The organism is Halorubellus sp. JP-L1 (assembly GCF_011440375.1).
GTDB lineage: Archaea > Halobacteriota > Halobacteria > Halobacteriales > Natrialbaceae > Halorubellus.
The window spans coordinates 902,287-927,316 of sequence record NZ_JAAOIR010000001.1; the positions used below are offsets into that span (position 1 = coordinate 902,287).

The 25,030-nt window shown below is 67.0% G+C and carries 20 protein-coding genes; 4 read left to right on the forward strand and 16 right to left on the reverse strand.

The genetic code is table 11. From position 1 onward, the window contains the following. Positions 1–94 precede the first annotated feature (94 nt). Positions 95–1,435, reverse strand: a complete 1,341-nt coding sequence (locus G9C85_RS04625) for a nucleotide sugar dehydrogenase (RefSeq protein WP_166037369.1) — start codon at positions 1,433–1,435, stop codon at positions 95–97. A 37-nt stretch (positions 1,436–1,472) separates the two neighbouring features. Further along, on the reverse strand, positions 1,473–2,453 hold the full coding sequence (locus G9C85_RS04630; protein ID WP_166037371.1) for an NAD(P)-dependent oxidoreductase: 981 nt from the start codon (positions 2,451–2,453) through the stop codon (positions 1,473–1,475). Between the two features lie 238 nt (positions 2,454–2,691). Between G9C85_RS04630 and aglJ the strand changes: the two genes are divergently transcribed. Next, positions 2,692–3,762 (forward strand): S-layer glycoprotein N-glycosyltransferase AglJ, encoded by a 1,071-nt coding sequence (gene aglJ, locus G9C85_RS04635; RefSeq protein ID WP_166037373.1) that lies wholly within the window; start codon positions 2,692–2,694, stop codon positions 3,760–3,762. Between the two features lie 38 nt (positions 3,763–3,800). On the opposite strand, the gene G9C85_RS04640 is transcribed toward aglJ, so the two are convergent. Continuing rightward, complete coding sequence (locus G9C85_RS04640) at positions 3,801–4,652, reverse strand: hypothetical protein (protein ID WP_166037375.1); 852 nt, start codon at positions 4,650–4,652, stop codon at positions 3,801–3,803. Between the two features lie 118 nt (positions 4,653–4,770). After that, positions 4,771–5,097, reverse strand: coding sequence for a hypothetical protein (locus G9C85_RS04645; protein WP_166037377.1), 327 nt, complete (start codon positions 5,095–5,097; stop codon positions 4,771–4,773). A 155-nt stretch (positions 5,098–5,252) separates the two neighbouring features. Here G9C85_RS04645 and G9C85_RS04650 point away from each other — a divergent pair, with 155 nt between their 5' ends. Next, the gene (locus G9C85_RS04650; RefSeq protein WP_166037379.1) at positions 5,253–5,462 is read left to right on the forward strand and encodes a ribbon-helix-helix domain-containing protein; all 210 of its coding nucleotides are present in this window, start codon (positions 5,253–5,255) and stop codon (positions 5,460–5,462) included. Positions 5,463–5,522: 60 nt separating this feature from the next. On the opposite strand, the gene G9C85_RS04655 is transcribed toward G9C85_RS04650, so the two are convergent. The 12 genes from G9C85_RS04655 to G9C85_RS04710 all read right to left on the reverse strand — a co-directional run bounded on the left by G9C85_RS04655 (position 5,523) and on the right by G9C85_RS04710 (position 22,076). Then, entirely contained in the window at positions 5,523–7,712 is a 2,190-nt protein-coding gene (locus G9C85_RS04655) for an LUD domain-containing protein (protein ID WP_166037381.1), read from the reverse strand. Next, positions 7,709–8,296 (reverse strand): LUD domain-containing protein, encoded by a 588-nt coding sequence (locus tag G9C85_RS04660; protein WP_166037383.1) that lies wholly within the window; start codon positions 8,294–8,296, stop codon positions 7,709–7,711. Before G9C85_RS04660 ends, G9C85_RS04655 begins: the two co-directional genes overlap by 4 nt. Positions 8,297–8,634: 338 nt before the next feature. After that, positions 8,635–9,510 (reverse strand): hypothetical protein, encoded by an 876-nt coding sequence (locus G9C85_RS04665; protein ID WP_166037385.1) that lies wholly within the window; start codon positions 9,508–9,510, stop codon positions 8,635–8,637. Then, entirely contained in the window at positions 9,476–13,750 is a 4,275-nt protein-coding gene (locus G9C85_RS04670; RefSeq protein WP_166037387.1) for a ComEC/Rec2 family competence protein, read from the reverse strand. Before G9C85_RS04670 ends, G9C85_RS04665 begins: the two co-directional genes overlap by 35 nt. 49 nt (positions 13,751–13,799) lie before the next feature. Further along, positions 13,800–14,759: a hypothetical protein gene (locus tag G9C85_RS04675; RefSeq protein ID WP_166037389.1), complete on the reverse strand. Its 960-nt coding sequence runs from the start codon at positions 14,757–14,759 to the stop codon at positions 13,800–13,802. Next, on the reverse strand, positions 14,756–15,232 hold the full coding sequence (locus G9C85_RS04680) for a hypothetical protein (RefSeq protein WP_166037391.1): 477 nt from the start codon (positions 15,230–15,232) through the stop codon (positions 14,756–14,758). The genes G9C85_RS04675 and G9C85_RS04680 overlap by 4 nt, the downstream gene beginning before the upstream one ends. Continuing rightward, positions 15,201–15,689, reverse strand: coding sequence for a hypothetical protein (locus tag G9C85_RS04685; RefSeq protein WP_166037393.1), 489 nt, complete (start codon positions 15,687–15,689; stop codon positions 15,201–15,203). Before G9C85_RS04685 ends, G9C85_RS04680 begins: the two co-directional genes overlap by 32 nt. 120 nt (positions 15,690–15,809) lie before the next feature. Further along, a complete protein-coding gene (locus G9C85_RS04690; RefSeq protein WP_166037396.1) occupies positions 15,810–17,609 on the reverse strand; it encodes a secretion system protein in 1,800 nt (599 codons plus the stop codon). A gap of 3 nt (positions 17,610–17,612) precedes the next feature. Next, entirely contained in the window at positions 17,613–19,544 is a 1,932-nt protein-coding gene (locus G9C85_RS04695; protein ID WP_166037397.1) for a type II/IV secretion system ATPase subunit, read from the reverse strand. Positions 19,545–19,553: 9 nt separating this feature from the next. Next, positions 19,554–20,012, reverse strand: a complete 459-nt coding sequence (locus G9C85_RS04700; protein WP_166037398.1) for a hypothetical protein — start codon at positions 20,010–20,012, stop codon at positions 19,554–19,556. After that, positions 20,009–20,878 carry a hypothetical protein gene (locus G9C85_RS04705; RefSeq protein ID WP_166037399.1) on the reverse strand — a complete coding sequence of 290 codons (870 nt, stop codon included), beginning with the start codon at positions 20,876–20,878 and terminating at the stop codon, positions 20,009–20,011. The genes G9C85_RS04700 and G9C85_RS04705 overlap by 4 nt, the downstream gene beginning before the upstream one ends. Positions 20,879–21,017: 139 nt before the next feature. Further along, a complete protein-coding gene (locus G9C85_RS04710) occupies positions 21,018–22,076 on the reverse strand; it encodes an ATP-binding protein (RefSeq protein ID WP_166037400.1) in 1,059 nt (352 codons plus the stop codon). Between the two features lie 74 nt (positions 22,077–22,150). On the opposite strand from G9C85_RS04710, the gene G9C85_RS04715 reads away from it, so the two are divergent. Together G9C85_RS04715 and G9C85_RS04720 are read left to right on the forward strand one after the other, a co-directional pair. Next, a complete protein-coding gene (locus tag G9C85_RS04715; RefSeq protein ID WP_166037401.1) occupies positions 22,151–22,618 on the forward strand; it encodes a hypothetical protein in 468 nt (155 codons plus the stop codon). 75 nt (positions 22,619–22,693) lie between these two features. Then, on the forward strand, positions 22,694–24,985 hold the full coding sequence (locus G9C85_RS04720; RefSeq protein WP_166037402.1) for a hypothetical protein: 2,292 nt from the start codon (positions 22,694–22,696) through the stop codon (positions 24,983–24,985). Positions 24,986–25,030: the final 45 nt, after the last annotated feature.

Genomic DNA, 25,030 nt, shown 5'->3' on the forward strand with positions numbered 1-25,030 from the left:
ACCCCTCGATTCCCCGGCGGGGGGCAAAACGATGACGGCATCCGGTCCGACGGCGCGACCGTCTCACACGTCGATGGTGGCGAACCCGGTCGGGTCACTCGCCTTCGAGGAGGAGGCCTTCGCCGCGGCTGTCCGCCGTGGGGTCGTCGCCGAGGTCGCCGAGCGCGACGACGTCGGCGGCGACGTCGTCGGGCATCGCGTTCCGGGCGTCGAACACGACGTCGGCGGCGTCGCCGATGGCGTGGAGGTCGAACGCGGCGTGGTCGACGAGGAGCACGACGACGTCCGCGCGCTCGCTGTCGGCGGGCGTCACGTCGCGGACGAGTTCCCGGGGGACGTCGCTCGCGTCGACGTAGGGGTCGGCGACGACGACCGCTGCCTCCTCGGGGAGGGCCGAGAGGACGTCGAGCGCGGGCGAGTTCCGGACGTCGCCGACGTCTGGCTTGTACGACGCGCCGAGTGCGAGGACGCTGGCGTCCGCGGGGTCGACGCCGCGAGCGCGGAGGAGGCGTTCGACGCGCTCGGCGACCAGCGCCGGCATGTCGTCGTTCACGGTCTGTGCGCCCTCGACGAGCGAGAGCTCGGTGCCGTCGCGTCGCGCGCGCCAGGCGAGGAACTGCGGGTCGATGGGCGTGCAGTGCCCGCCGACGCCCGGGCCGGGGCGGAACGGCTGGAAGCCGAAGGGCTTCGTCGCCGCGGCGTCGATCGCCTCCCAGAGGTCCGCGTCCATGCCTTCGACGAGCGAGACGAGTTCGTTCACGAGCCCGATGTTCACCATCCGGTACGTGTTCTCGAGGGTCTTCGTCAGCTCCGCGGTCTGCGTCGACGACACCGGGTACGTCTCGGAGACGACCGCGTCGAACAGGGCCTCGGCGATTGCTCTGGATCGGTCGCTGTCGGCACCGACGACGAGCGGGATGTCGCCGAACGCGTACTCGCCACCGGGGTTGAGGCGCTCGGGGACCATCGCGAAACGGGTCGGGGCGTCCCTGGCGTCGTCGACGATCGGTGCGACGACCTCTCGGGTCGCGCCCGGGTAGACGGTGCTGCTCACGACGACGAGCGTCTCGCCCGGCCCGGACTGCTCGGCGACGGTGCGAGAGGCGGCCTCGATCGCGGACATGTCCGGGGCGTCGTCCATCCCGGTCGGGACCGCGAGCACGTACGCGTCGCAGTCCGCGAGCACGCTCGGGTCGTCCGACGGCTCGAACCCGGACTCGAGCCCGCGCTGGAGTTCCTCGTCCGTGACGTCGTCGACGTAGCTCAAGCCCGCCTGGAGCTCGCGGACCCGATACTGGTCGACGTCGAACCCGCGGACCGCGAACCCCGCGTCCACGAACGCGAGACTCAGCGGCAGCCCGACGTACCCGAGGCCGAGCACGCCGACCGTCGCCGACCGGTCGGCGATGGCTTCGTGCAGCGAGCCAGTCGTCATGCCGGCACCTCCGTCTCCGTGCGGGAGGGTTCAGTCGTCATGCGGACACCTCGGTCTCTTCAGGTCGCTCCGCGACGACGTCCGCGAGGATGCGGTCGAGGTCGCCGTCGGGCGCCCACCCGATCGTCTCGCGGAGCCGGGAGACGTCCGGTTCGCGGTCCCGTGGCTCCTCGAAGTCGTCGCCGAACGCCGTCTCGAACGGCACGTGCTCGATGCGGGAGTCCGAGTCCGTGACGTCGAGGACGCGCTCGGCGAGTTCGTTGATGCTCACGGGGTTCGCCGAGCCGACGTTGACGACCTTCCCCATCGCGTCGGGCGTCGTCATGAGGTCGTGGACGACCCGGACGGTGTCCGCGACGTGCGTGAAGCTCCGCGTCTGCGTGCCGTCGCCGTACACCGTGATGGGGTCGCCCGCGAGCGCCTGTTCGACGAACGTCGGGACGACCATCCCGTAGTCGCCGATCTGTCTGGGGCCGACGGTGTTGAAGAACCGGCCGACGACGACCGGAAGGTCGTTCTCCGCGTGGTGGGCGAGCGCGTAGAACTCGTCCATCGCCTTCGCGTTCGCGTACCCCCACCGCGGGACGGTCGTGGGGCCGAGCACGCGGTCGTCGTCCTCGCCGAACGGCACCGCTGTGGACTTCCCGTACACCTCCGAGGAGGACGCGACGAAGACGGGCGTTCCGTCCTCCGCGGCCGCGTCCAGGACGTTCTCCGTCCCCTGGACGTTCGTCCGTAGCGACCGGAGCGGTTCGTCGACGACGAGTTCGACGCCGACCGCGGCCGCGAGGTGGTAGACGACGTCCGCGTCCGCCACCGCCTCGCGGACCGCGGCGGCGTTCCGGACGTCCAGCTCGTCGACGGTGACGCGTGCCTCGTCGGTCAGTCCCGCGACGTTCCCGCGATCGCCCGTCGAGAAGTCGTCGACGAGGTGCAGGTCGTGCTCGGTCTCCGCGAGCACGTGCTCGGCCAGATGCGACCCGATGAAGCCACTGCCGCCGGTAACGAGGACCTCCATTTCGAGACACACTCCGCGAGAAACCCGCAAAGTAATGGAGAATCTACCGCACGGAACACGTCGTCCGTCGCCGCCTATGCAGCGACTACTCGACTGGAACGGGCCACTACCGACGGTCCGGCCGAGGGTCCGTTTCCGCAGGACGAGTCCACTCCGCCTGCCAGCGCCCGACCCGTCTTGGACCGTCTGCGAGAACGCTAGGGGTTTTTCCCGCTGTGGCGAGGATGACCGAGAGAGAATGGGCGAGTACGACGACGTCTGCGTGCTGGTGCCGACGTACAACGAGGCCGAGACCGTCGAGGAGGTCGTCACCGGCATGCGCGAGGAGGGATTCGACCACGTGCTCGTCGTCGACGGTCACTCGACGGACGGGACGCGAGCGCTCGCGCGCGACGCCGGCGCGGAAGTCATCACGCAGACGGAGGGCGGCCGCGGCTCCGGGAAGGGCCAGGCCGTCCGCGACGGCGTCGCGTACACGGACCGCCCGTACATCCTCATGCTGGACGGCGACGGCACGTACCGGCCCGAGGACGCCCACGCGATGGTCGAACCCGTCATCGAGGGACGCGCCGACCACGTCGTCGGCGACCGGTTCGCGGACATGGAGGCCGGCGCGATGCCGAAACTCAACCAGTTCGGGAACGGCATGATCAATCACGGGTTCGCGGCCATCCACGGCCAGCACCTCGCGGACATCCTCTCGGGCTACCGCGCGTTCACGCGCGAGTCGTTCCGCGAAATGAACCTGAACGCGGACGGCTTCGGGATCGAGACCGAGATGGCGGTCGAAGCCCGCCGGAACGGTCAGCGCGTCCAGGTCGTCGACGTCTCGTACATCTCCCGCCCCGACGCCAGCGAGTCCAACCTCCGGCCGTTCCGCGACGGCGGCGTCATCCTCCTCACGCTCTACCTCCGCGCGAAGACCCACAACCCCCTCTTCTACTTCGGGTCCGTTGGCGGGGTCTTCGCGCTCCTCGGGACGGTCATCGGGTTCTACGTCCTCTACGACTGGTTCGTCAACCGGATCTCTCACGAGGTGCTCGCGCCCGCTGGCGGATTCATCTTCATCCTCGGCGTCCAGTTCCTCATCTTCGGCGTCCTCGCCGACCTCCTCGTCTCGCTTCACGAGGAGCAACGCCAGCGCCTCGAACGCATCGCGCGCCGAGACCCGAGCGAGACCCGGCGACCGGGAGCGCACGAACACGACGTCGACGATGCACTCCGCGACGACGCGCCCGAGGAGAGACCCGCGAGCACCACCGACGGAAGCACCGCGAAACCGTCCGAGAATCGGCCGAACGACGACTAACGCGTTCCGCGAGCCGAACCGACTGTCGTGGGACCAAGTCAGTCCTCGAGGCTGAGCGAGAGCGTGTGCGCTTGCAACTCGTTCGTCCACGTCGTCGCGTCCGTCTGGATCTCACCGACGTACCCTTCGACGGGGAGTTCGTCGAGTTCCGACGCCGGTGTTCCAACGAGTACGAGCCGGGCTGCGTCTGCGACGTCGACGCCCTCGAACGCGATACTCGTCCCCGTGTCGCCGCCGCCGAACCAACGGAAGGTCCCGTGAGTATCCTCTGTTGCGAACCCGGTGTCCGTGAGGAATCGCGGTTCCGTTTCGGGGTTACCGACGTCGTAGACCGCGAGCGTCTCCCACTCGGTCTCGACGCGAATCTCGTAGCATCTGAACGATTTGATACTCGTCCAGCTTTCGGCGCTGTTCTGCTCCGCTGCCCCCCATTCGAGGCGGACGGCGTACGTCGCGGGTGCGACCGTCCGCCTGAACACCACCTTCCGGAACCCGGCGGCGCGGACCTCGACCTCGACCGTCCGTTCCGTGAGGGCTTCGAGTTCGAACGTGATCGTCTGCTGGACGGTCGACTCTCCTGCCACGGTCACGGATTCGGCCGTCTGGACCTCCCGGTCGAACAAGAGGAGGATCTCCCCGTCGAACACGCCCTCGGTCCGGTTCTCGACGCGTACCGTCACCTGCTCGGTCGTCCCGATACCGAGCTTGGCGGGCGGGTCGACCGTCGACACCTCGACTGCAGGATCGGGCCGCCCCGTGGTCGTCCCGGTGTCCACGTCCGGTTCCTCGGACCGCGTCCCGTCCTGCGTCGTCGACGCGCCGTCCGCGAGTCGAAGGCAGCCGCCGACCGACAGTGAGCCGAGGCTCGCGAGGATCGCCCGTCGATTCATCACGTCCCCTTCTGCGGTCGACTTCCGTAACTGTTCTGGGGCCGACACGACACGCGAGGCGGAAACCGCCGGTAGAATGGATCACGAGTCGCGTCGCACGGCCGTCGGGGTTCGTCGGTCAGAACGGGAGGACGCGCCGGACGCGATCGAGGACGCTCGCGCCCTGCTGTCGTCGTCGCTCGAACGCCGGATGGAGCGCGTTCAGGAGGTCCTGTTCGTCCTCGAAGCGGGACTGCTCGCAGTCCGCGAGCACCTCCTCGAGGCGAACGGTGTGCCCCCGCGTGTCGAACGGGACCTCCACGTGCCCCACCGTCTCGCGCATCTCGTCGGCGGTCGCAGGATACGACACGTCGTAGCCGTCCAGGCGGTCGTCGACCGCGGCGATCCCGAACGCCACGACCGCCGGTTCCTCGTCGTCGTCGTCGGCAGGCGGCCGCATACCCATACCCCACCCTATCGCACGAACCAAGAAGAAACTGTCCACCCGTCGCCGACGGCTCCCACAGCCATGATCCAGCCCCGCCCGCGCGACCGAACCGCTTCGAGACCGCGCGACCCGCGGACGCAAACCCCTTCACCCTCCGCGTCCTCACCCAAGCCATGACCGACTACACCACCGTCTCCATCCCCAAGGACCTCGCCGACCGCGTCGACGAGACCATCGAAGGCACGAGCTTCTCCTCCACGAGCGACCTCGTACGATTCCTCCTGCGAAGCATCGTCATCCAGCACGAGCAGTCCGGCGGGCTCACCGAGTCCGAGTTCGAGGAGATCGCCGAACAGCTCCAGGACCTCGGCTACCTCGATTAGCTCTGGATCCGCGGATCTGCAGGACGCGACGGGATGCAGTGTCCGGTCGCCCGCGACGGTTCAGCGAGGTGCGACGAGTTCGATCGGGTGCGGGGCGGGGCGGTCGAGGAGCGATTCCAGCTGGTCGACGCAGGACGTGCCGCTGGCGACGACCTGGGTGGCGTCTGCGAAGTCCTCGGCGAGCGGTTCGCCGACGTCGACGCTGAGGTCGTAGTACTGTTCCTTGTACCCGAAGCTCCCCGCCATCCCGCAGCACTCGACGTCGCTCGTCTGGACGGTCGCGCCGAGTGTCTCGAGGACGGCGACGGTGTGCGCTTCGAGGCCGAGGGTGCGTTGCTGGCAGTGACTGTGGTAGGCGACGTCGCCGTCGAGTTCGGCGAGCACGTCCGCGCTGGCGCCGTTGTCGAGTCGGCCGTAGACGTACTCGCAGACCTCGTAGCTCGCGTCGGCGAGCGTGTCGGCGGCGTCGGCGTCGAGGAGACGTTCGTAGTCGTGGGCGAACATCGCGAGGTCGCTCGGTTCGACGACGACGACGTCGCGGCCGGCGTCGACGTGCGGGGCGAGCGCGTCGCTGACGGCTTCGGCCTGCGAGCGCGCGGTCTCGATCATGCCCTGCGAGAGCGGCGCGCGCCCGGAGCCGGGGACGGCGGGGACGCGGACGTGGACGTCGAGCGCCTCGAGCGCGCGGACGGCGGCCTTGCCGCGCTCGGGCGTGACGTGGTTCGTGTACGTGTCCGGGTAGAGGACCGCGCTCCGTGCGGCCTCGCCCTCGGGGACTGCGGGGCCGCCGCGGGCGTCGAACCAGTCGACGAGCGTCTCGCGCCGGAACGCCGGGAGGTCGCGGCGGCGGTCGACGCCGAGCACGCGCTCCATCGCGGCGCGAGCGGGCCGGGTGTCGGCGATCCAGTTCGAGACGGGCGCGAACGCGCTCCCGAGTCGCGCCAGCGCGTCGACGTTCCCGAAGAACCGCTTCTGGAGGTCCAGACCAGCGGGTTCCTCGTCGGGCGTGAGGCCCTCGACGAGCGCGTCGAACTCGCCGGAGTCCGCGCCGCGATTGATGCGGTCGCGGACGACCGTGTTGATCCACGGGATGTCGATCTTCACCGGGCAGGCGTTCACGCACCGCGTACAGCCCGTGCAGAGGTCGTTGAACTCCGCGGCGGCGTCCTCGCCCTCGACGCCGGCCTCCCAGCCGGTCGCGATGCCGCCCGTGTACGTCTCGCCGCCGAAGGCGTGCCCGCCGACCTGCTGGAAGTTCGCGCACGAGTTCGAGCACGCACCGCAGCGCACGCAGTACAGGGTCTCGCGGAGGTCGTCGTCCTCGCGCATGTCCATGCGGCCGTTGTCGAGCAGGACGAGGTGGAAGTCGCGGGCGTCCGCGGGAACGAACTCGTCGGCGTCGAAGTCCGGGATCGGCGTGTCGACGGGCGGCGTGAGCACGGAGACGTACTGACTGATCGCCTGCCCGGTCGCAGCCCTCGAGAGCAGTCGGACGAACGGCTCGAGGTCCGCGACGGAGGGAACGAGCTTCTCGACGCCCGCGACCGCGACGTGCGTCTCCGGGGTCGCCGCACACTTCCGAGCGTTCCCCTCGTTCGTCACGAGCGCGATCGATCCCGAGTCGGCGGCGACGAAGTTCGCGCCCGTCATCCCGACGTCCGCCTCCCGGATCCTGTCGCCGAGGTAGTCGCGGACGAACGCCGTCATGTCCGCGGCGGACTCCAGGGGCTCGGCGGGCTCGAAGTGGTCGTTGAGGAGGTCCGCGATCTCCTCGCGGGACTTGTGCATCGCGGGCCCGACCAGATGGCTCGGGGACTCCTCGGCGAGCTGGACGACGAACTCGCCGAGGTCGGTCTCGTAGACGTCCACGCCCGCGTCGGCGAGCGCGTCGTTCACGTCTATCTCCTCGGTCGTCATCGACTTCGACTTCACGAGCGTCTCCGCCCCCGCGTCCGCGCAGACGGACTCGACGTACGCGTTCGCGTCCGCGGCGTCGTCGGCGACGTACACCGTTCCGCCGTTCGCCTCCACCGCCTCGGTGACCCGCTCGACGAGGTCGGGGACGTTCGCGATCGCGTCCTCCTTGATCGCTCTCGCGCGCGACCGGAGGTCCTCGTACTCGGCGAGGTCCTCGGTCGCGGCGACCCGGCCCGCGTTCAGGTTCCGTGCCTGCGCCTCGATGTTCGGCCCCTCGGTGTCGAGGAGCGCACGAATCTTCGCCGCCGTCTCGCGCCTGGATTCCGAACTCATGAGTCGATGACGACGACGTGTACTTCCGTGGGGCCGTGGACGCCCTCGACGAGCGCACCCATGTCCGCGGTCGCGCTCACGCCCGTCGCGACCACGTGCGAGTCGCGGCCGGCACCCGCCGCGTTCGCGTCCGGGTCGTCTCCGTCGGCGGTGGCGTCGTCGTCACCGTCGGCGTCCGCGTCGACCCTAGCCGCGACCTCGTCGTCGAGCCACGCCGTCGCCGTCGACACGTCCCCGACGACGTCATCGGCGCGAACGACCGCGACGTGCCGGTCCGGGTACAGCGAGACGAGTTCGTCGGCGTCGGCCGTCGACCGAACCAGCACCGACCCCGTCTCGGCGACGCCGAGGCGCCCGGGCGTGACGCCCGTCCGCGCCGCCTGCAGCGCCGCGGGCGCGAACTCCCGCTCGACCGCCGCGGGAAGCGATACATCGACGTGCAACGCGACGCCGACCGCAGGCGGTTCGATAGCGCGCTCGATCGCGGCGGTCGCCTCGTCGATACCGACGGTCTCGTGCGTCACGCCCGCGTCGTCGAGCGACGTCCGGAACGCATCCAAGTGGTCGATAGCTGAATCAGTCATGGTTGTAATCTATCGCGGACGCCCGCCCCAGCGGCCGCCCTACTGCGAGGGATTCTATAGGTCATACCGCGGTCGGCACGTTGTATCTTCGGGTCCGACAGCGCACTCGCGGAATCCGAGTTCGGACGCCCCCGATCGAACCGCTCCGGTGGAACGAACCGATCGCGACCGAACTATTTGGTCGCCGATGAGCAACTCGCCGTTCGAGGGGCCCCGCAGTTCGTGGGGCCCCGCAGTTCGTGGGGCCCCGCAGTTCGTGCTCCCCGGCGTTGCTCCGGGACACTCTGTCGCGCAGCCAGAGACTCCCGTACGGCACCACCGTCGCTCGGATGCCACCCTCAGACGTCGGTCGCGAGGACGGCCCCGTTTGCAGTGTCGACCTCGATCACCGGCCCCGACGACGTTCTCACCAAGAGGCGACCGTCGAGGAACCAGATGGACGTCACGCGGCCGGACTCATCCGGGAGTGAGTCCATCCACCAGTCGACCTCGCAGTCCCGCGTGAGACGCAGCACGTTCCCCTCCACACGCCTATTCTCGATATCGGATTCCCCAACGAGAGCCACGAGTCCGTCGTCGTGCGGGAATGCCGACGAAATCCCTGCAGGTAACTCGAGCATCCCTGCTTCCTCGTTCGATATCCGGCCCTCGTAGTCGACCTCGAAGGCAGTTCCCGGCACCCGGCGCACTCCAGACCGGCGGTCCCCGCCCGACGACTCATCAGCTCGACCGGCGGAACCGGAGTGGCTCGGCTCTTCAGTGGCCGCACGTTTCTCGGCTATCTCTGCCCGAGTGATCTCCGTCTCGCTGAGCGTGAGCGCTTCGTCGTACTCCAGAACGATGCACGCCTGGAGGTCGGATTCGGGTAGTAACCCGTCCCCACGAACGTGTTCCGCCCAGGACCGATGCAGGAAGTCGAGCCCGACGTATCCAACCGACTGGGCGGTGTCAGGGTCGCTGAGGGCCAGTTCCGGTCCTTCGACCGCCGCGTTCAGCACTGCCGTCGAGTAGTGGTCGCCAACTGTCTCGCTCACGTCGAACCCCGCATCTGAAACAGTCACCGAAATATAATACCGGGCCTCCGGATCGTAGCGGCCGAGATACGGGACGATCGAGTTCAGGAAGTCGAACGACCCACATTCGGCAGTCCAGAACCGCCTGAAGTCACCGTGAGTTTGCTCAAGCCACCCCAGAGTGCGTACCTCTATCCGCATACTTCACTCTGCTCGGCCATACTACTTGATGCTGGTCCTGAACGAGATAGATCGCCTCCTCGTCGTCTCCGCAGGGATACGGGAGCCTTTCCCGGAGTGCACTCGGCGCCGTCTCGCCATCCATCGGTCCGACAACCGGACCGAAGACGCCAGTGACGAACGTGACGTCTTCGTGAACGGCCGTCCAATAGACGGGAATGTCCGCTACTTCCGCCCTGTCGAAGACGCCACAATCCGGTGCGAACTCTTGATTACGGCGTCTCCTGTTACTGTTCGAGATGACGATGCTCTTGGGCGTGGTCGCAGCAAGTAATTCCTCACTGACGACCGTTTCGCCCTCCGCGCTCGTCCCGTGATGCGATGCTTGGAGTACGTCTACGTCCGCCAGATACTGCTCCTCAACCAGAGCTTGCTCCTGGTCTTGACGTATGTCTCCAGTCGTCAAGACGGTGAAATCCTCGTAGATCACTTTCATGACGACCGATTTCTCGTCGACGTCACCCGTACCTTCCGGCCTGAGTACTCTTGCAGTGGCGTCCCCGAAACGTATCGAGTCCCCCGCTCGGAGGATTTCCGTGGACGCCTCCCCATCGAGCGCTTCGGCAATGTCCGCTTCAGTACCGCTCCCGGTCGACGACCCCGAGAAGTGCACGTTCTCGATATCGAAGTCGTTCTCCTCGTCCTCGAGTAGGTCGTCTATCAGGTTCAGGTGATCCGAGTGATTGTGCGAGACGACGAGGTGATCGATGGTGTGATCCTCACCGTCCATCTCCGCTGCGAGAGTGTTCGAGAGGTCGTCCTCGTACCGGGCGGGAGCGTTCGCGCCGGCATCGACGAGCATCGTTTCCGTTTCTCCGTCTTTCGATTGGTACTCGAAGAGTACGCTATCCCCTTTCCCCAGATCAATGAACGTTACGTCGAAGTGCTCGTCTGGACAGCCGTCCGTTTCATCCTCGTCGTCGTCGTCCGCTGGTCGGACGCGCACCTGTTCGACGTCGCTGAACACGTGCTTGCCAGCGTCACCGGCCACGTTGACGCTGGCGCGGACCTTGTTGTCGTCGTCCTCGTCCGGGAGGTCGCACGCGCTCGTCTCGAAGTCGTCGTCATCGCCGAACGCGAGGTCGATCATGTCGTCGCCGTCGCCACTGAGTGCACCGATGAGGAGTTCCTCGTTACTGGCGGTGGTGCCGCCGTCGTTCGGGATGTTCGCGCACTTCGAGGGATCTTGCTTCTCCGGACTGAACCCGGGGCCGACGTACGGCCACGTCACCGAGCACTCCGTCAGCTCGTGCTTCGTCGCACCGGGCTTCTCGCTGACCCGGTCACCAGCGCCGAGACTCCCGTACGGCATCACCGTCCCACCCGGTGTCGCGAGCACGACCGACGTCATGCTCGAGAAGTTGACCGCTTCGACCCGACCGACCCGATGCCGGAGCCCGTTGATCTCGAGATGCACGGGCTGGGGTTGCCGGACGTACGTCGTCGCACTTTCAGCACTCGGCCCGCCAGTGCGCGCACTCGCCGCGAACCGCGCGTACTCGCCATTCACGCGGACGTTCACGTTGTTCACGGAGACGTACCAGAAGCTCGGCCACGGCACGACCGGCGCGCCCGGATTCGGGAGCAATGCATTGTTCCGGGCCGCCATCGACGCGTGGAACGTGTTCTCCGGATCACTGACGGTCTCACCCCGTGGCCGCACCTCCGGAACCGTATTCCGCGTCACCGGTGACAGACTCAGGTACGACGGCGCGGTCTCGACGCGGAACGTCACGTCGTCGTACACGTCTGAGTTCCCGATCTCGCCGGGCGGCGACGTTCCGACCAGGTCCGGCGCATCCTCGAGCGCGCCGTTCGCGAACTGGAGCCCATCCGTGAGCGCGTTCTCCGTTCCCTCGACCGAATCGGAGAGATTCTGGTTCACGTTCCCGCGAGCGTCGTTCCGGCGGCTCTCGACCTCGTCCATCCACCGACGCATCTGGCGAACGTACACGAGCCGTAACTCCGCGCGAGCCTTCTCCGTGATCGTGTCGTAGCCCGTCCGCGAATCCCGGTACACGATCGCGTCCCGCCGGTCCCTGAGTCGCTGTTTGAGCGTCGAGAACACGTCGTCGTCCGTCGCCATGTCCATCCGAGAGACCTCCATCGTCGCCCAATCCGCGGTCGAACTGTTCACGCGGTCGTTCGTCTCCGTGATCTCTGCCCGCAGCCAATCCCTGACCTCCCCGCGCTCCCCGTCCTCGAACAGCTCACTGGGACCGAGGACGATCTTGTCGTCGTCGTTGACGACCTTCGACCGCAGGGCCCCCTCGCCGTGAACGTCCTCCGGCGAGATGTCCTCCAGCTCCGACTCGACGGAACTCGCGCCTCCGACCGAAAGGACCGTCGTGAGCGCTCGCTCAGGGACGTCGTCGAAGTACCGCGGTGGCCGGCCGTCTGCGTCCGAAGGCCCACCCTCGTAGATGTTCGACACGCCCTTGTCGGCGATGATGGACCGCTCGCTGTGGTTTGCCTTCGTGGTGACCTCCACCTCGTACGTGACCGAGGACGTCGACTCCCGCGTCTCGGTCGGGCCCAGGTCCTCCGGGCCGTCGTACTCCCACACCTTCGTCCGCTTGTACGACTTCTCCACCGTGACCGCGACCGTGTGGAGGTCCTGCCACGAACTGTCCGCGCTACCGTCCATCCTCGAGCGCTTCTCGACGGAGATGGACTTGTCCGTCCGGACCTTGTTGTCGCTGTCGACGCTCCAGTTCTCCGAATCCTCGAACGACGGCGTGGTGACGGTGGGGTTCTCACTTCCGCTCGAGGACGTCCTGACGTCAGATCCGATGTCGACCTCGTACGTCCGGTCGATGATGTTGTCGAGAACGTCCGTCTCGAAGTTCGAGTCCGGCATCTCCATCTCGTTGTCGCCGGAGACGGCGTCCTTGTCGCTGTTCGGTGGTTCCTGACTGTCACCAGCTCCGTCCTCCGACCAATCCTGATCGTTCTGTTTCCACTCGTAGCTCCGACTGAGCACCCAGTTGTAGGACGGGTTCGAGAAGTTGCGGATGTGGACCGTCGTTTGCTTGTTCAACTGGTCGCGTGCCTCTCCAGCCATCCCGCCACCCCCGATCTCATCGAGGAGTTCGGTGAGGCTCTTGCGTTCGCCGCTGGGGCCGCCGACGATGAACTGGGTCGCTCGGCACAGGTCCTTCGGGCTCGACTCGACGTACCTGTCCTTCATCTTCTTCTTCAGGTCGAAGAGCTTCCCGCCGGTGCGCGCGAACAGGCAAGTCCAGGCACCGGCCATCGCGTTCCTCGCACCTTCGTCGCTCGTCCCGAAGACGTTCTTCTGAACGCCGTAGACGGCATCGTTCGCGAAGATCTCCGCCTCGTAGTTCTCGACCATGCTCGGGAAGTCCGCTTCGGCATCCTTGACTGGGGCAAACGTCGATTCCTTGTTTACCCGCTCGTAGTACGCCTTCGCGTAGGCGAGCGGGTATATCCGGGCCGCGAACTGGCGTCCGAACCCGTTCATGCCGTCCGCCTCGAAGAACCCCATGTCGAGTCGCTTCTCGTACTTCACGGTCCGGTTGTGGAGTGCGAACGCGGTGCTCGGGACCGTGAGCGAGATCTCTCGCGTCCGCGTGTCCTTCGTCCCATCCTCCCTGATTGCGGTGACGGAGACGTCCTCGACCGTCACCTCGACCTCGCCCGTCTCCACGTCGTCCTCGTCGGACTCGATTCCGGCGGTGAGTTCCACGCGATCGATCGCGGCCTCGAGTTCCTCCTGCGAGTAACTGACGTCCGGCGTCGAACTCACGGTCCGGACGTCGCCCTGGAACGTCTGCCCGGTCGAAGCCAGCTGCTCCTGCACGGCGAGGTAGATTCGGAGCTTGACGTACCGCCGGAAGACGTGCCGGTCGTACTCGTACGAATCATCGTCCATCCCAGCGGACCCGGCGTCGAACGCTTCGCCGGCTGGACCGTCGGAGGGCTCCGTCACCGGCTTCCTGGCTGCCTTCTTCAACGCCTGCTTCGCAGCACTCTGAACGGCCGTTCTAGAGAGGGCCTCGGTCTGTCGGAGCGCCTCCGCCGTCGACGTGGACTGTTCGGCCGTCGACTCCGGCTGGGTTTGCTTGACGGCGACGACCGCGACGCTACTCACAAGGAGCAGGACGCCGATGATGGCGAACGGCACGCGCGCGCTGTCGTCCGATGCGATAGTGATGGTGTTCCGGCGGCGTTTACTCATGTGTCGGTGAGGGAAGTCGGTAGTCCTGTTGGAGTCGTTCGCATGCTGTTCACCACGTTCGGACGACGACGACGACGTGTCCGGTCTGAATGGCGTCCGCGAGCGTCTGCCCGGTCACGGTATCCATCTCGTCGAAGTACTTGTCGTCGAGCTCTTCGAGGACGATCTCTTCGAGCTCGTCGACGACCTCCTCGTTCGCTTGCGCTGCGTCTGCGACGTCGCGCTCGTACACTGGTGCACCGTACGGCCCAGTCGAATACTTGAAACTGCTCGTCTCGGGGTACGACTGCAGGATATTTCGCATCCGTTTGTACCGGTATCGGGCGAGTGACCCCTGGAAGCCGCGTTTCTCGATGGCGAGCTGCGTGGCTGTCGGTGGGAACTGCCCGTCGACGATGGTTTCGGCGACGAGGGTGGCGACGGCCCGTTTCCCACCTCGATCGTACGCTCGCTCGATGCGGGCGTCGGTCAGCCGGTCCATGCCGCTGTCGACGCGGATCGTCGTGGTACTGACGTCGGCGTCGCCGGGCGGGGTGGGCCCCGCTTCGATGCGACCTTGGATGTCCGACCGGTTGTACGGCCGCCAGAGTGCAACGACGTGCGCGTTCTCGTTCGTGCCGGTGACGCGCTCGTTTACGCCCGCTTCGACGGCTTCGACGTACGGCTCGCTCCCCTCGTTGAGGGGAGTGCGGTCGCCAGGGGTGTCGAACGTAACGCTTCGGACGGTGGCGTCCGCCACGAGTTCGACTGCAGTGCCGTGATTCCGTCGGCTGTACTCGTAGTACTCCTCGTCCTCGAACTGGTCACTGTTCTCGAGCGACTCGAGCGAGTACTCGGCGGTGATGGTGGTCGCGGAGAGCGTCTGTGCGAGTTCGTCGGGGTTTCGGGTCTCAGTGGGTTGATCGTCCTCGCCGAGGAAGACGACCATCGTCGCGATCGATGCGGTGACGAGGAGGAGTGCGAGTGCGACGTCGACGACCGTACTCACCGCTCTGTTCTCGGGTCTCATTTGCGCCACACCACCACGTTGAGGCGGGCGCTCCGCACCCGCCCGTCGTCGGTCTGATAGGGGATCGAGCGGCTCGCGAAGTCCGCAACGCCGACGAGGTCGGAGACGGTTACCGAACTCGCATCGTCACTCGACCCGTACAGCGCTTCCTCCTCTTGCTCCCAGCCGCTGTCTTCGAGGACAGTGACGTTCACGTACACGTTGTACTGGGTCGGGATTGCGGAGTCCGGGAGGGTCGTGGCCGCAAGTTCGCCCTCCGTGTAGACCGAGTCCTCACCGATAGTGTGCCAGACGTTCTGGAGCGTCGGTTCGCTCACGTCCCGATCCGTTCGCGTGTCCATCACGTCCGTGAAGAACCCGCCGTAGACGCCGATCGCGAGTGCGATCGTCGAGATGGCGATGAGTGCGGCGAGCGGTTCGGTCTGGCCGCGGGTCGTTCCGTCAGGCGAGTACGAGAATGACAGAGTAATCACCCCAAGTTACCTTGCGTACTTCGAGCGTCCCGCTCGCGGACGTGAACACGCGTCCGTCCGCATCGCGGACGTGGCCCTGTGCGGCCTCGACGGCGGCCTCGAACGCGGCCTGGTCTGCGAAGACGTCCTTCGGCGAATCGCCGTGGACGACGGCGGCCAGATCCTCGTCCGGCCAGGCCGGTGCCATGGTCCCGAACCGGACGAGTGCGCGGGACGTCCCACCGTCGTTCTTCAGGACGACGGTGTCTCGGTTCACCCAGTAGCGGTCGGCGTCGTGTTCGTATCGAGCGGTGCCGCCGTACGGTTGTGCGCCGACCTTGTCGATCGTGTTCGCGACGCCGTTCGCGTTCGGTGGTGGCGTCGAGGGGATCGAGAGCGCCAGCCCCATCGCTGCGATACTGAAGATGGCGACGCCGATGAAGACGTACCATCCGTCGGCGGGCGCCTCGAAGTCCATGAGTGATTTCTACGCCCGCAATTATTTAAACTTACATACTATCTTTCCCAGATAATAATAAGTGGGCCGCGGGTGGCGCTCGGCTGTGACGGGTCCGGGACGAGCAGACGAGACGCCCGGTCAACCGATGAGGCCGTTCGTGAGGAGGAACGTCCCCGTGAACAACAGCATCGCGGTGAACAGCGCCTTCCCGACTGCGCACCCGACGAGCGTCCGGTCGAGTCCGTGCTTGAGACCGACCGAGAGCGTCGTCAAGATGACGGACATCATGAGGACGTACGCGCCGACGACGATGGCCAGGCTCTCCGTCGGGAACGCCACAGTGGCTTGCGAACTCGCCGCGCCCGCCGAGTTCGCCGCCTGCCCCGCCGCGTCCACGCTCCCGGATGCGACCTCCGCACTACCCGACATCGACAGGCTCGCACCTTGACTCCGCGATTCGATGACCTTACTCAGTGCGATGGTCGCACCGGCGATGATCGGCCCGAAGAACGACGCCGTCTGATCGAGCGTTCCCGTCACCATCGAGAGCTGTCGTTTCGCCTCCCGCTCGACCTCCTGGAGTTCCTCCAGGTGGTCCGCCATCGCGACCACCGCCCGGCCCGCTGGCTTCCCCTCGTTCGACGCGATAGACAGCAGCGCTGCCGTCCCGTTCGCTCGCGGACTCGGAACGTCGTTGAGCGCGCCGTACGCTCCGTTGAACGCCTCGTCGACGTCGACGTGCAGTCGACGTTGCACGCCCGCAGCCTGCTCGAACAGGTCGCCGGTCTCGGCCGGGACCTTGTCCGCGGCCTGCTCTAGGCCCGCTTCGACCGATTCGCCCTCCGACACCTGTCGGCCGACGAGGTAGAGCGCGTCCACGAGGTGCTTCTCGATGGCGCGAACGTGATCGCCGACCGACTTGATCGGCTTGAAGTAGAGGTAGAGTGCGACTCCCGGCCCGATCCCCAGTGCCACGATCGGTGCCAGGTACCCGACGGCGAACGCCTGCACGCTCGCGAACGCGGCCGCTGCGGACCCGCCGGCGGCGAGCGCGATGAGCGCGAGGTTCTGATTCACGTCCGGATGGGAGCGAGTGACTTGCGGCGGCGGGAACGCAGCGGGTCGCCGCTGCAGTAACCACACGCTCGTCACCACGAGCATCGTCGGCAGGAGGACGTCGTAGAGCAGGACGTACGCGCCGATACCCGGCCGGATGTCCGCCATACGCATCGCGGGGAGGAGCGCGACGAGCGCCAGCGGGAGCATCACGCCGAACGCGTAGAGCGCAGTCGTCGGGCCACGGATCTGCTCGGTGAAGTCCGCCATCTGCTCGCGAGTCCCGGTGAGCACGGCGTGCAGCGACCGTTCGAGCGTCCGGCCGCGTTCGCCCTCCGGTGCGTCTTCGGCGGTGGAGAGCAAGTGCGCGGACCGGCGAAGTGCCGGGAACTCCTCCGCCCATTCGTCCGCGAACGAGAGCAGTCCGGATTCGGCCGTGCCGAGGGACTGATCGATGTGCGCCTGCAGGCTCTTCGCGAGCGGCCCGTACCCCGTCTCCGCCGCGAACCGAATCGCCGTCTCAGTCGAGGGCTGGATCTGCATCCGGAGGACCGCCCGCCCGATGAGGTCGGGCGTCTCACCGAGCGCTCGCGTTCGCCGGAACGCGGCGAGGAGACGCGGGAACGAGTGAACGACCTGGATCGCGCCGAGAGCGGCAATGAACGAGAACAGGAACACGCCCCAGAGGGGAATCGGGAGCGCCAGCAGCGGAAGGACCACCAGCAGCGTCACGATGCCGGCACCGTAGCCGCTCCGGACGACGGTTCTCGCGTCCACGGGCGACTCGACGAACGCCAGCGATTCGATCAGCTCCTGGCTCGCTTCGACCTCGTATGGGTACAGTTTCGCGAGGAACCGGACGGTGCGCTCCGTTCCGGACATCGGTCACTGACCTCGCGTCGCGTACGCGGCAGCGACCTCGGACGGAGCGGTCCGCCTGTCCGCGGCGATGTCCTCGAGTTCCGCGGCGCGTTCGGCGACGTCGGCGCGGAGGTCCGCGTACGACTCCGCCGGACCCGTCAACCGGTTCAGGAACCGGCTCTTCCCGCGGTCCACGCGGTCCGTCGACACCGCCTGGTCACCGTCGATCTCGTAGAGCGGCGCGAACCGGATACCGTCGTCGTCCACGATCACCTCCTCGATCGCGGAAAGCCGTCGTTTCCGGCCGTCGGGCGTCCTGTACGCTTGCACGGTCACGACGAGGTCGGTCGCGCCGAACGACGACGGCTCGACGCCGAGGTCGGAGACGACGCGTTCGTACACGTCCTCCGCGCCGTCCCCGTGAATCGTCCCGAGCACCGCGTTCGCGTTCGCACCGACGCGCATCGCCTCGTACAGCACCTCCGCTTCCTCGCCGCGGATCTCGCCGACGACGAGCGCCCCGTCACCGAGCCGGAGCGCCGTCCGGAGTGCATCCGCCGCAGTGATCTCCGGACCGTCTCCCGTCCCCGTCCGGAGCGCCTGCACGTCCCGATCGACGTTCTGGAGTTGCGTGACCGGCAGTTCGGGCGTGTCCTCGATGACGACCGTTCGCGTATCCGGCGTCAGCTCGTACAGGAGCGTTCCGAGCAGCGTCGTCTTCCCCGCACCACGAGTCCCCGCGATGAGTGCCGCGGCGTTCCGCTGGATCGCCACCGACAGGAACGCCGCCGCTTCCGACGGCATCGTTCCGTTCGCGACGAGCTCGGGGAGCGTGAACCGGTCCTCGGCCTGTTCGCGGAAGGCGAACGCCGTCCCTTCGGCGACCGGGGATTTCACGCCCGCGACGCGGACGCCGGTCCCACGGTCCAGCGTCGCCGTCGCGTCGACGGTCGGCTGCGCGCGAGAGAACGCACGCCCGCTTATCTTCCGGATGCGGGACGCGAGCGCACCGCCACCCTCCGGCGTCAGGTGAACGTTCGTCGTCATCGACTGCCCGTCGACCACGACCCGGAGCGGGTTCTCGCCGACGGGGGACGTCACGTACACGTCCGTGACTCGCGGATCCGCGAAGAGGTCCTCGAGGATGCCGTACCCTTGCGTGTGCTTCGAGACGACCGCAGCGAGGCGCGGTTCCACCGATTCGTCCGTCACGTACTCCAGCGCGCGAGACGCCGCCCGCTCACCCGTCACTTTCCCGTTCGCGATCGCTTCGTAGCATTCGAGCAGGAGCGTCCGTTGTTTCGCCGACAGCGACGTGTCCACGACGTCGACCGCGTACAGCGGAACGCTGTTCGGGCGTTCGTACACGCGGGCTTCGCTCCCGGTGTCGAGGGACTCCATGTCCTCGAGCCTCGCACCGTCGTCGATGGATTGCCGGACGAAGTAGTGCCCGACGCTCAACCCGACCCCGGGGTCGAGTGCGGCTTCGAGGCTCTCGATGCCGTCCGCCGCACGCGTCAGCCCGGACTGGCGACCGATCTCAGCGATCGGCCCGACGCGCGTCTCGATCCGTTCCGCGACGGCGAGCGGGTCGACTTGCACGAGCTCCGCGAGCCGTTCGTCGCGGTTCTCGACGAGCCGGTGGAATTCGGCAGCGGCGGAGAGCACCCGCACGCCATCGCCAGCGTATCGATGCTGGAGGCCCTGTGACTCGACGAAGATGCGCTCGATGGACCGCTCGGTCATCCCCGAGATGGCCGTTCGGCGACAGGCGTCCGCGGTCGCGAGGTCGCCGTCGCAATCGCTCGCGTCCACGTGCGCCGTCGTGCCGTCTATGGAGACCGTGCACGCACAGTCCGCGGCCGAATCGGACGACCCGAACCAGTCCGCGACCGCGTTCAGGCCCAAGCGTTCGAGCATCGACGAATCGTCAGAAGCGTTCTCTTCCTCGCTCATGGATGTCGATCAGAGGCGTTCGATGACGACGACCGGATAGCCCTCGTCGGGGTGGCGTTCCAGCGTCAACCGGAACCGGTGTTCGCCGGTTATCTGTCCGTACTCGATGCTCCCGTAGTCCGGGCCGACCAGCGGCGCTTCGACGTGAACGACCTTCGTCTGCCGGCCGTCGACGCTGTACCTGATGACGGTGTGGTTCGTCGCGACCGGTTCGATGGTGAACGACGAGACCGGGTCGAGGGTCAGGCCGTCGGTCGGGAGCGACACCGAGACGAGTCGACGCGGGCCGGTCACTCCCTCCGGCGGTGCGTCCTCGGCGACGTACAGGGACTTCGCCGCGTGTTCGATCTCGGCGGCCGTCGCTTCCGCCTGTTGGTCGCCGCGCGCTCCGGCGGCCTGGTCGATGGCCGGCACTGCGACCGCGAACAGCGCGACCGTGATGAGGACGGCGAGGATCGTCCGGATCACGACAGTGACGAGCGAAGCGACCCGAAGAAGCCACCGTCGTCGTCGTCGGCGTCGGCGTCCGTGGTCGTGCCGTCTTCGGGAGCGTCGTCGCGTTCCGCGTCCTCTCCGAACCGCTGTTCGATGGTTCGGTCGTCCGCACCCTCCCGTTGGTCGTCACGCGACCGGTCGCCTGCGACGTCGCGGTGCCCGTTCGAACCGTCGACGGAGCTGTTCGCGGTCGCGTCCGGGGGCTGCTGTCCACCGGTGGATCCGTTCGCGGGTCCGCGTTCGGGGCGACGGGGCGAGGCCGCGTCGTCGGCGCGGTCGTTCCGCGTCCGCCGACCACCTTCGTCTGGACCGGTGTTCGACGCGTGGGGAGGCTGGCTGGGCGATGTGGCGTTCCCCGACCCCGCACTGCGTGCGTTCGCGTCGTCCTCCGGGAAGAGGTCGTCCACGGTGTCCGACACGGACGACCCAGCGGTCGACGGCGAACGGGACCGCGACGCGTCCGGCGTTCGGTTGGCGTCGGTCGACCGGTCGCCTGCGCTCTCGTTCGACGGTTCTCGACGGTCGCCGTCGCTGCCCGGTGCCCCCTCAAGTTCGGCGAGTCGGTCCTCCAGGCGGTCGACGGTCGCGAGCGCCGCACTCGCCTGGTCCGCCACGTCGTCGTTCACCGACTGGACGTTCGACACGTACCCGCCGAGAGCCTGCGACCGACCTTCGAGCTTCGCCAGGCGATCCTCGACCTCGGCCAGGCGTTCCTCGACCTCCTCGAACTGGTCGGCCAACGCAGCCACGTCCGCGAGTTCGTCCAGTTCGTAGTCGCCGTCGACGACGGTCCGTTCGACGGCGGTTAATCGTTCTTCTATGCGGTCGATATCGGTCATGGTTCTATTTCTCAGCCCTTCGTATTTAAAGTCCAACTCGTTCCGGCGTCGACGGTGCGAACGCGGCCACGCGGAACGAACAGCAAACCCCTGGAGGCAGCGAACCACTGATGGGATCGAGTCGACCGCAGCGGTTCCATCAGACGTCCGCGTCGCTCGCGTTCGGATCGTCCCCGCCGTGGGGCGTATCGCGCCAGCGGATCTTCGCCGTGTGAACCGTCTCGGTCGCGTCGTCGACGATGAGGACCTCGCCCGGTACGGTCGGCATCCGTTCGTCGAGCCCGCCGTCCATGTACGTCGGTTGCGCGGACCGGAGGGCGTCGAGGTCCGTCGTGGACGTCAGTCGATGCGAGATGATGACGTCGGACTGCGAGATCGCTACCTCGGGGACGACGCTCGGCCGCTGCGTCGCCATCACGATACTCACGCCCGGTGCGCGCCCTCGCGTCAGGATCATCTCGAGGGCGGCCTCGGCGACGCCGTCGAAGAACGCGTGCGCCTCGTCCAGGAGCAACCACGGGAGTCGCTCTATCTCTTCGTCGATGCGCGCCCGATAGAGCGCTTCGCCGATACCGCGGCAGACCGCGTTCATCGGGGCGTGATCCAGGCCGGAGACGTCGACGACGGTCACCGCCGAGCTCGCGAGGTCGGCGGCGTCGAGACCGTCGGGGTCGAAGACGTCCCAGGCGTCAGCGAGGTCAAGGTGGTTCTTCGCCGCTCGCTCGTCGGCTTCCTTCGCGTCCGCCTGCGCGACGTGCTCGCGCATCCCCGCGATCGAGTCCGCGGACTGCGCGGCCTGCCAGACGAGACCGCCAGCGCCGCTCTCGGGCGCGAGGTCGAGGAGCGCGCACCACGAGCGCGGGTCGAGCGAGTTCGGCGTGACCGACGGGTTCGAAATCACGTCCGCGGGCACGGGGTTCGCGTCGTCCTCGGCGGGCTCCGCGAGCGTGGTGAACACGCCCATCGGGTCGACGACGACCGGCGCGACGCCGTAGCCGCGCGCGAGTTCCTCCGCGACGACGCCGAGCGTGAACGACTTCCCGTATCCGCGCTTCCCGACGACGAGCGAGGCGTGCGGGCCGTCAAGGTCGAGGTGTAGCGGTGCGCCGCTACTCCCGTCGAGCGCCCGGTACGTCCCGAGGTACCCGGTCGGTCGGTCGTCGTCCTCGTCGTCACCGCGGCCAAGTACGAACGTCACACCCGATACTAAATTTCGCCCCATTTCTATCTTTCCATTAAGACTTTAAATACGATGGCGAAACGAATCGAACTATGCGGAAGACAAGCACCCTGCGCGAGGACGATCGAGCGATAGAAGGGCTCCCGATCCGCCTCATCATCGCCCTGGTCGTCGGCGTCGCGAGCCTGACGCTGATGATGGGCATGCTCGGCGGCTTCGGCGGCGGCCTCCAGAAAGAGGAAGTCAGTGCGGAGTTGAGCGACGAAGTCGTCCAGCAGAGCAACGGCGACACCGTAACGGTCACTGTCGTGAACGAGAAAGGCGAGAAAGTCGAGGGCGCAACCGTCCTCATCAAGAGTGGGACGGCAACGGTCCCCGGGGGTTCGACGGACATATCGAATACTGGGACTGGGACGTTCGAGATAACGACGAGTACGATCAATAATATCGACTTGAACAAACAGAACCAGGGGAAGATCATCATCGAGGTCATTCCGCCATCTGACGGGAATTACAAGAACGACGAGGACGACGGCGGCGTCGTCGTGCTCGACCCCTAAGGGTTTCGCCAACCCCTTATTAACCCCTGAAGTTTTATCGTGAAATTTATTAGAATACTTCTTAGTGGTTGATACATGAAAGGCGAAAATTTACGGCGTTTGCGCGTCCTCTTTGTCGTCGTGCTCGTGACGGTGTCGATGGTGGCACCGGTCCTGGCGATGGAGACGGACCAGGCGAATCAACCGACAGAAAACCCGGCGCCGTCGGCAGCGACCCTTGACGCGGCGTTCGAGGCGATGGAGGGCTTCGGCACGGCGGACGACCCGTACGTCGTGACGAATCTCACGCAGCTGCAAGCGATGGACGAGGACCGTTCGGCGCACTACGCGCTCGGTAACGACATCGACGCAACCCCGACCGAAGAGTGGAACTACGGTGGCGGGTTCGAGCCTATCAGCACGACCAAAGACCCGTTCACCGGGTCGTTCGATGGCCGGAATCACACGATTACGGGGCTCTACATCGATCGACCCAGTGCCCGCTTCGTCGGTCTCATCGCCAACACTGAGGGCTCCGGAACAGTTCTCGAGAACGTCCAGATCGTCGACGCGACGGTTACGGGCGAAGGGTACGTTGGCATCCTGGTTGGTTGGGGGGACGACTCCATCGAATACGTCGACGTCCAGGGACGAGTCGATGGGGAGGACTACGTGGGCGGCGTGGCCGGCTTCGCAAGCAGTATCCGCTACTCGTCGGCGAACGTTCACGCCGAGGGGACCGAGTACGTCGGCGGCCTCGTCGGTTCAGCGAGCGAAGTGATCGGAAGTTACGCGATCGGTTCGGTCACTGCGCAGAAGTGGTCCGGTGGGCTCGCAGGTTCCGTCGATCCGTACGAGGACGACGAAGTCGTTCGGAACTACGCGGCGGTCTCCGTCTCCGTGTCCGAGGAATACAGGGCCGGTGCATTCGCCGGACAGCAACGGGGCGAGTTCAAAGCCAACTACTGGAATCCGAGCGTCTCCGGACAGTCAGACGGCGCCGTCGACCTGGACGGAGACGAGGTCGTGACCGAACTCTCGGCGACGGAGATGCAGGGCGCGAACGCCCGCCAGAACATGCGCCTCCCGTGGGGTGACGTCTTCGTGGCGACCGACGAGTATCCCGTTCATCGCCTCCAGATCGAGTCCCTCGACCTCGAGCCGGGCACGAACCAGCTCGTCACTGGCAACGAGACCGCAGCGACGGTCACGCTCACCCTGGAATCCGGTCGGACGGTCACCGCCACCGCGCCTGCCGAGTTCGAGACGAACAACTCGCTCGCCTCCACCAGCCAGGGCGCCATCGCCGCCGGCACCGACAACGGCACCGTCAACGTCACCGCGTCGCTCGCCGGCTTCAGCGACTCAGCGACCGTCGATATCGTTCATCCGGCCGACGTCGACGTCACGAGCGTCGACGCCCCGACGGCCGTCCTGAACGACTCGACGGCCGCCATCGCGTTCGAAGCCAGGAACGAGGGTGGGGCGAGCGGTGTTCGAACGGTGTCGCTGAACGCCACCGACGGCTCGATCGCGGCCACGCAGGTCTCCGTCGATGGCTACGAGCGAGCGAACGCCTCGTTCGCTTGGACGCCCACCAAGACCGGCGACTACGACCTCGCCGTCGGCAGCGCCGACGCCGGAACGGTAACCGTCGTCGACCGCGACAGCGTCACCCTCACCGGCGCGAACGCCCCCGAGAACGTCGCGGCGGGCGCATCCTACGAGGTCGAGCTCGCAATCGAGAACGACGCGGACGTCGCGGTCGCGGTTCCCGTCACGCACGTCGTCGACGGCGAGCGCGTCACCGAACAGGTCACCGCCGCGCCGGGGTCGACGACCGTGACGGTGTCGGCAATGGCCGACGCGGACGCCGGCACCTCGCGCACCCATGCGTTCTCGTCGGTCAACGGCACCGCGAACGCCACGACGAACGTCGTCGAACCGGCCAAGATCGGCATCGAATCGACGTCGGTTCCGTCCGCGATCGTCGCTGGCGAGTCCGGGTCGTTCTCGGTGACGGTCGCGAACACCGGTGGCGTCGCGACGACGACGCCCGTCACGGTCACGGTCGGCGGCGAGGTCGTCGTCGAGGAGTCGGTGACGCTCGACCCCGGCGCGTCCACGACCGTTTCGGGGTCGACAGCGGTCGAGTCCGCTGGGTCGGCCAGCGTCGAGATGACCGCCGGGAACGCGTCCCAGACCGCAGAACTCTCGGTCTCGGAACCACGGACCACCACGACGAGCGGTGACGGCGGAACCAGCGGCGGTTCGACGACCGCTGCGGACAGCAGCGACGACGGCGACTCGGGGTCGGGGGGGTCGCCCGGTTTCGGCATCGTCGTCGCCGCGCTGGCGCTGGTCGTCGTCGCGTTCCGTCGACGCTGACTTCGGGTTCGACGCCACCACCACTCTGGTGTCGACCCGGGACCC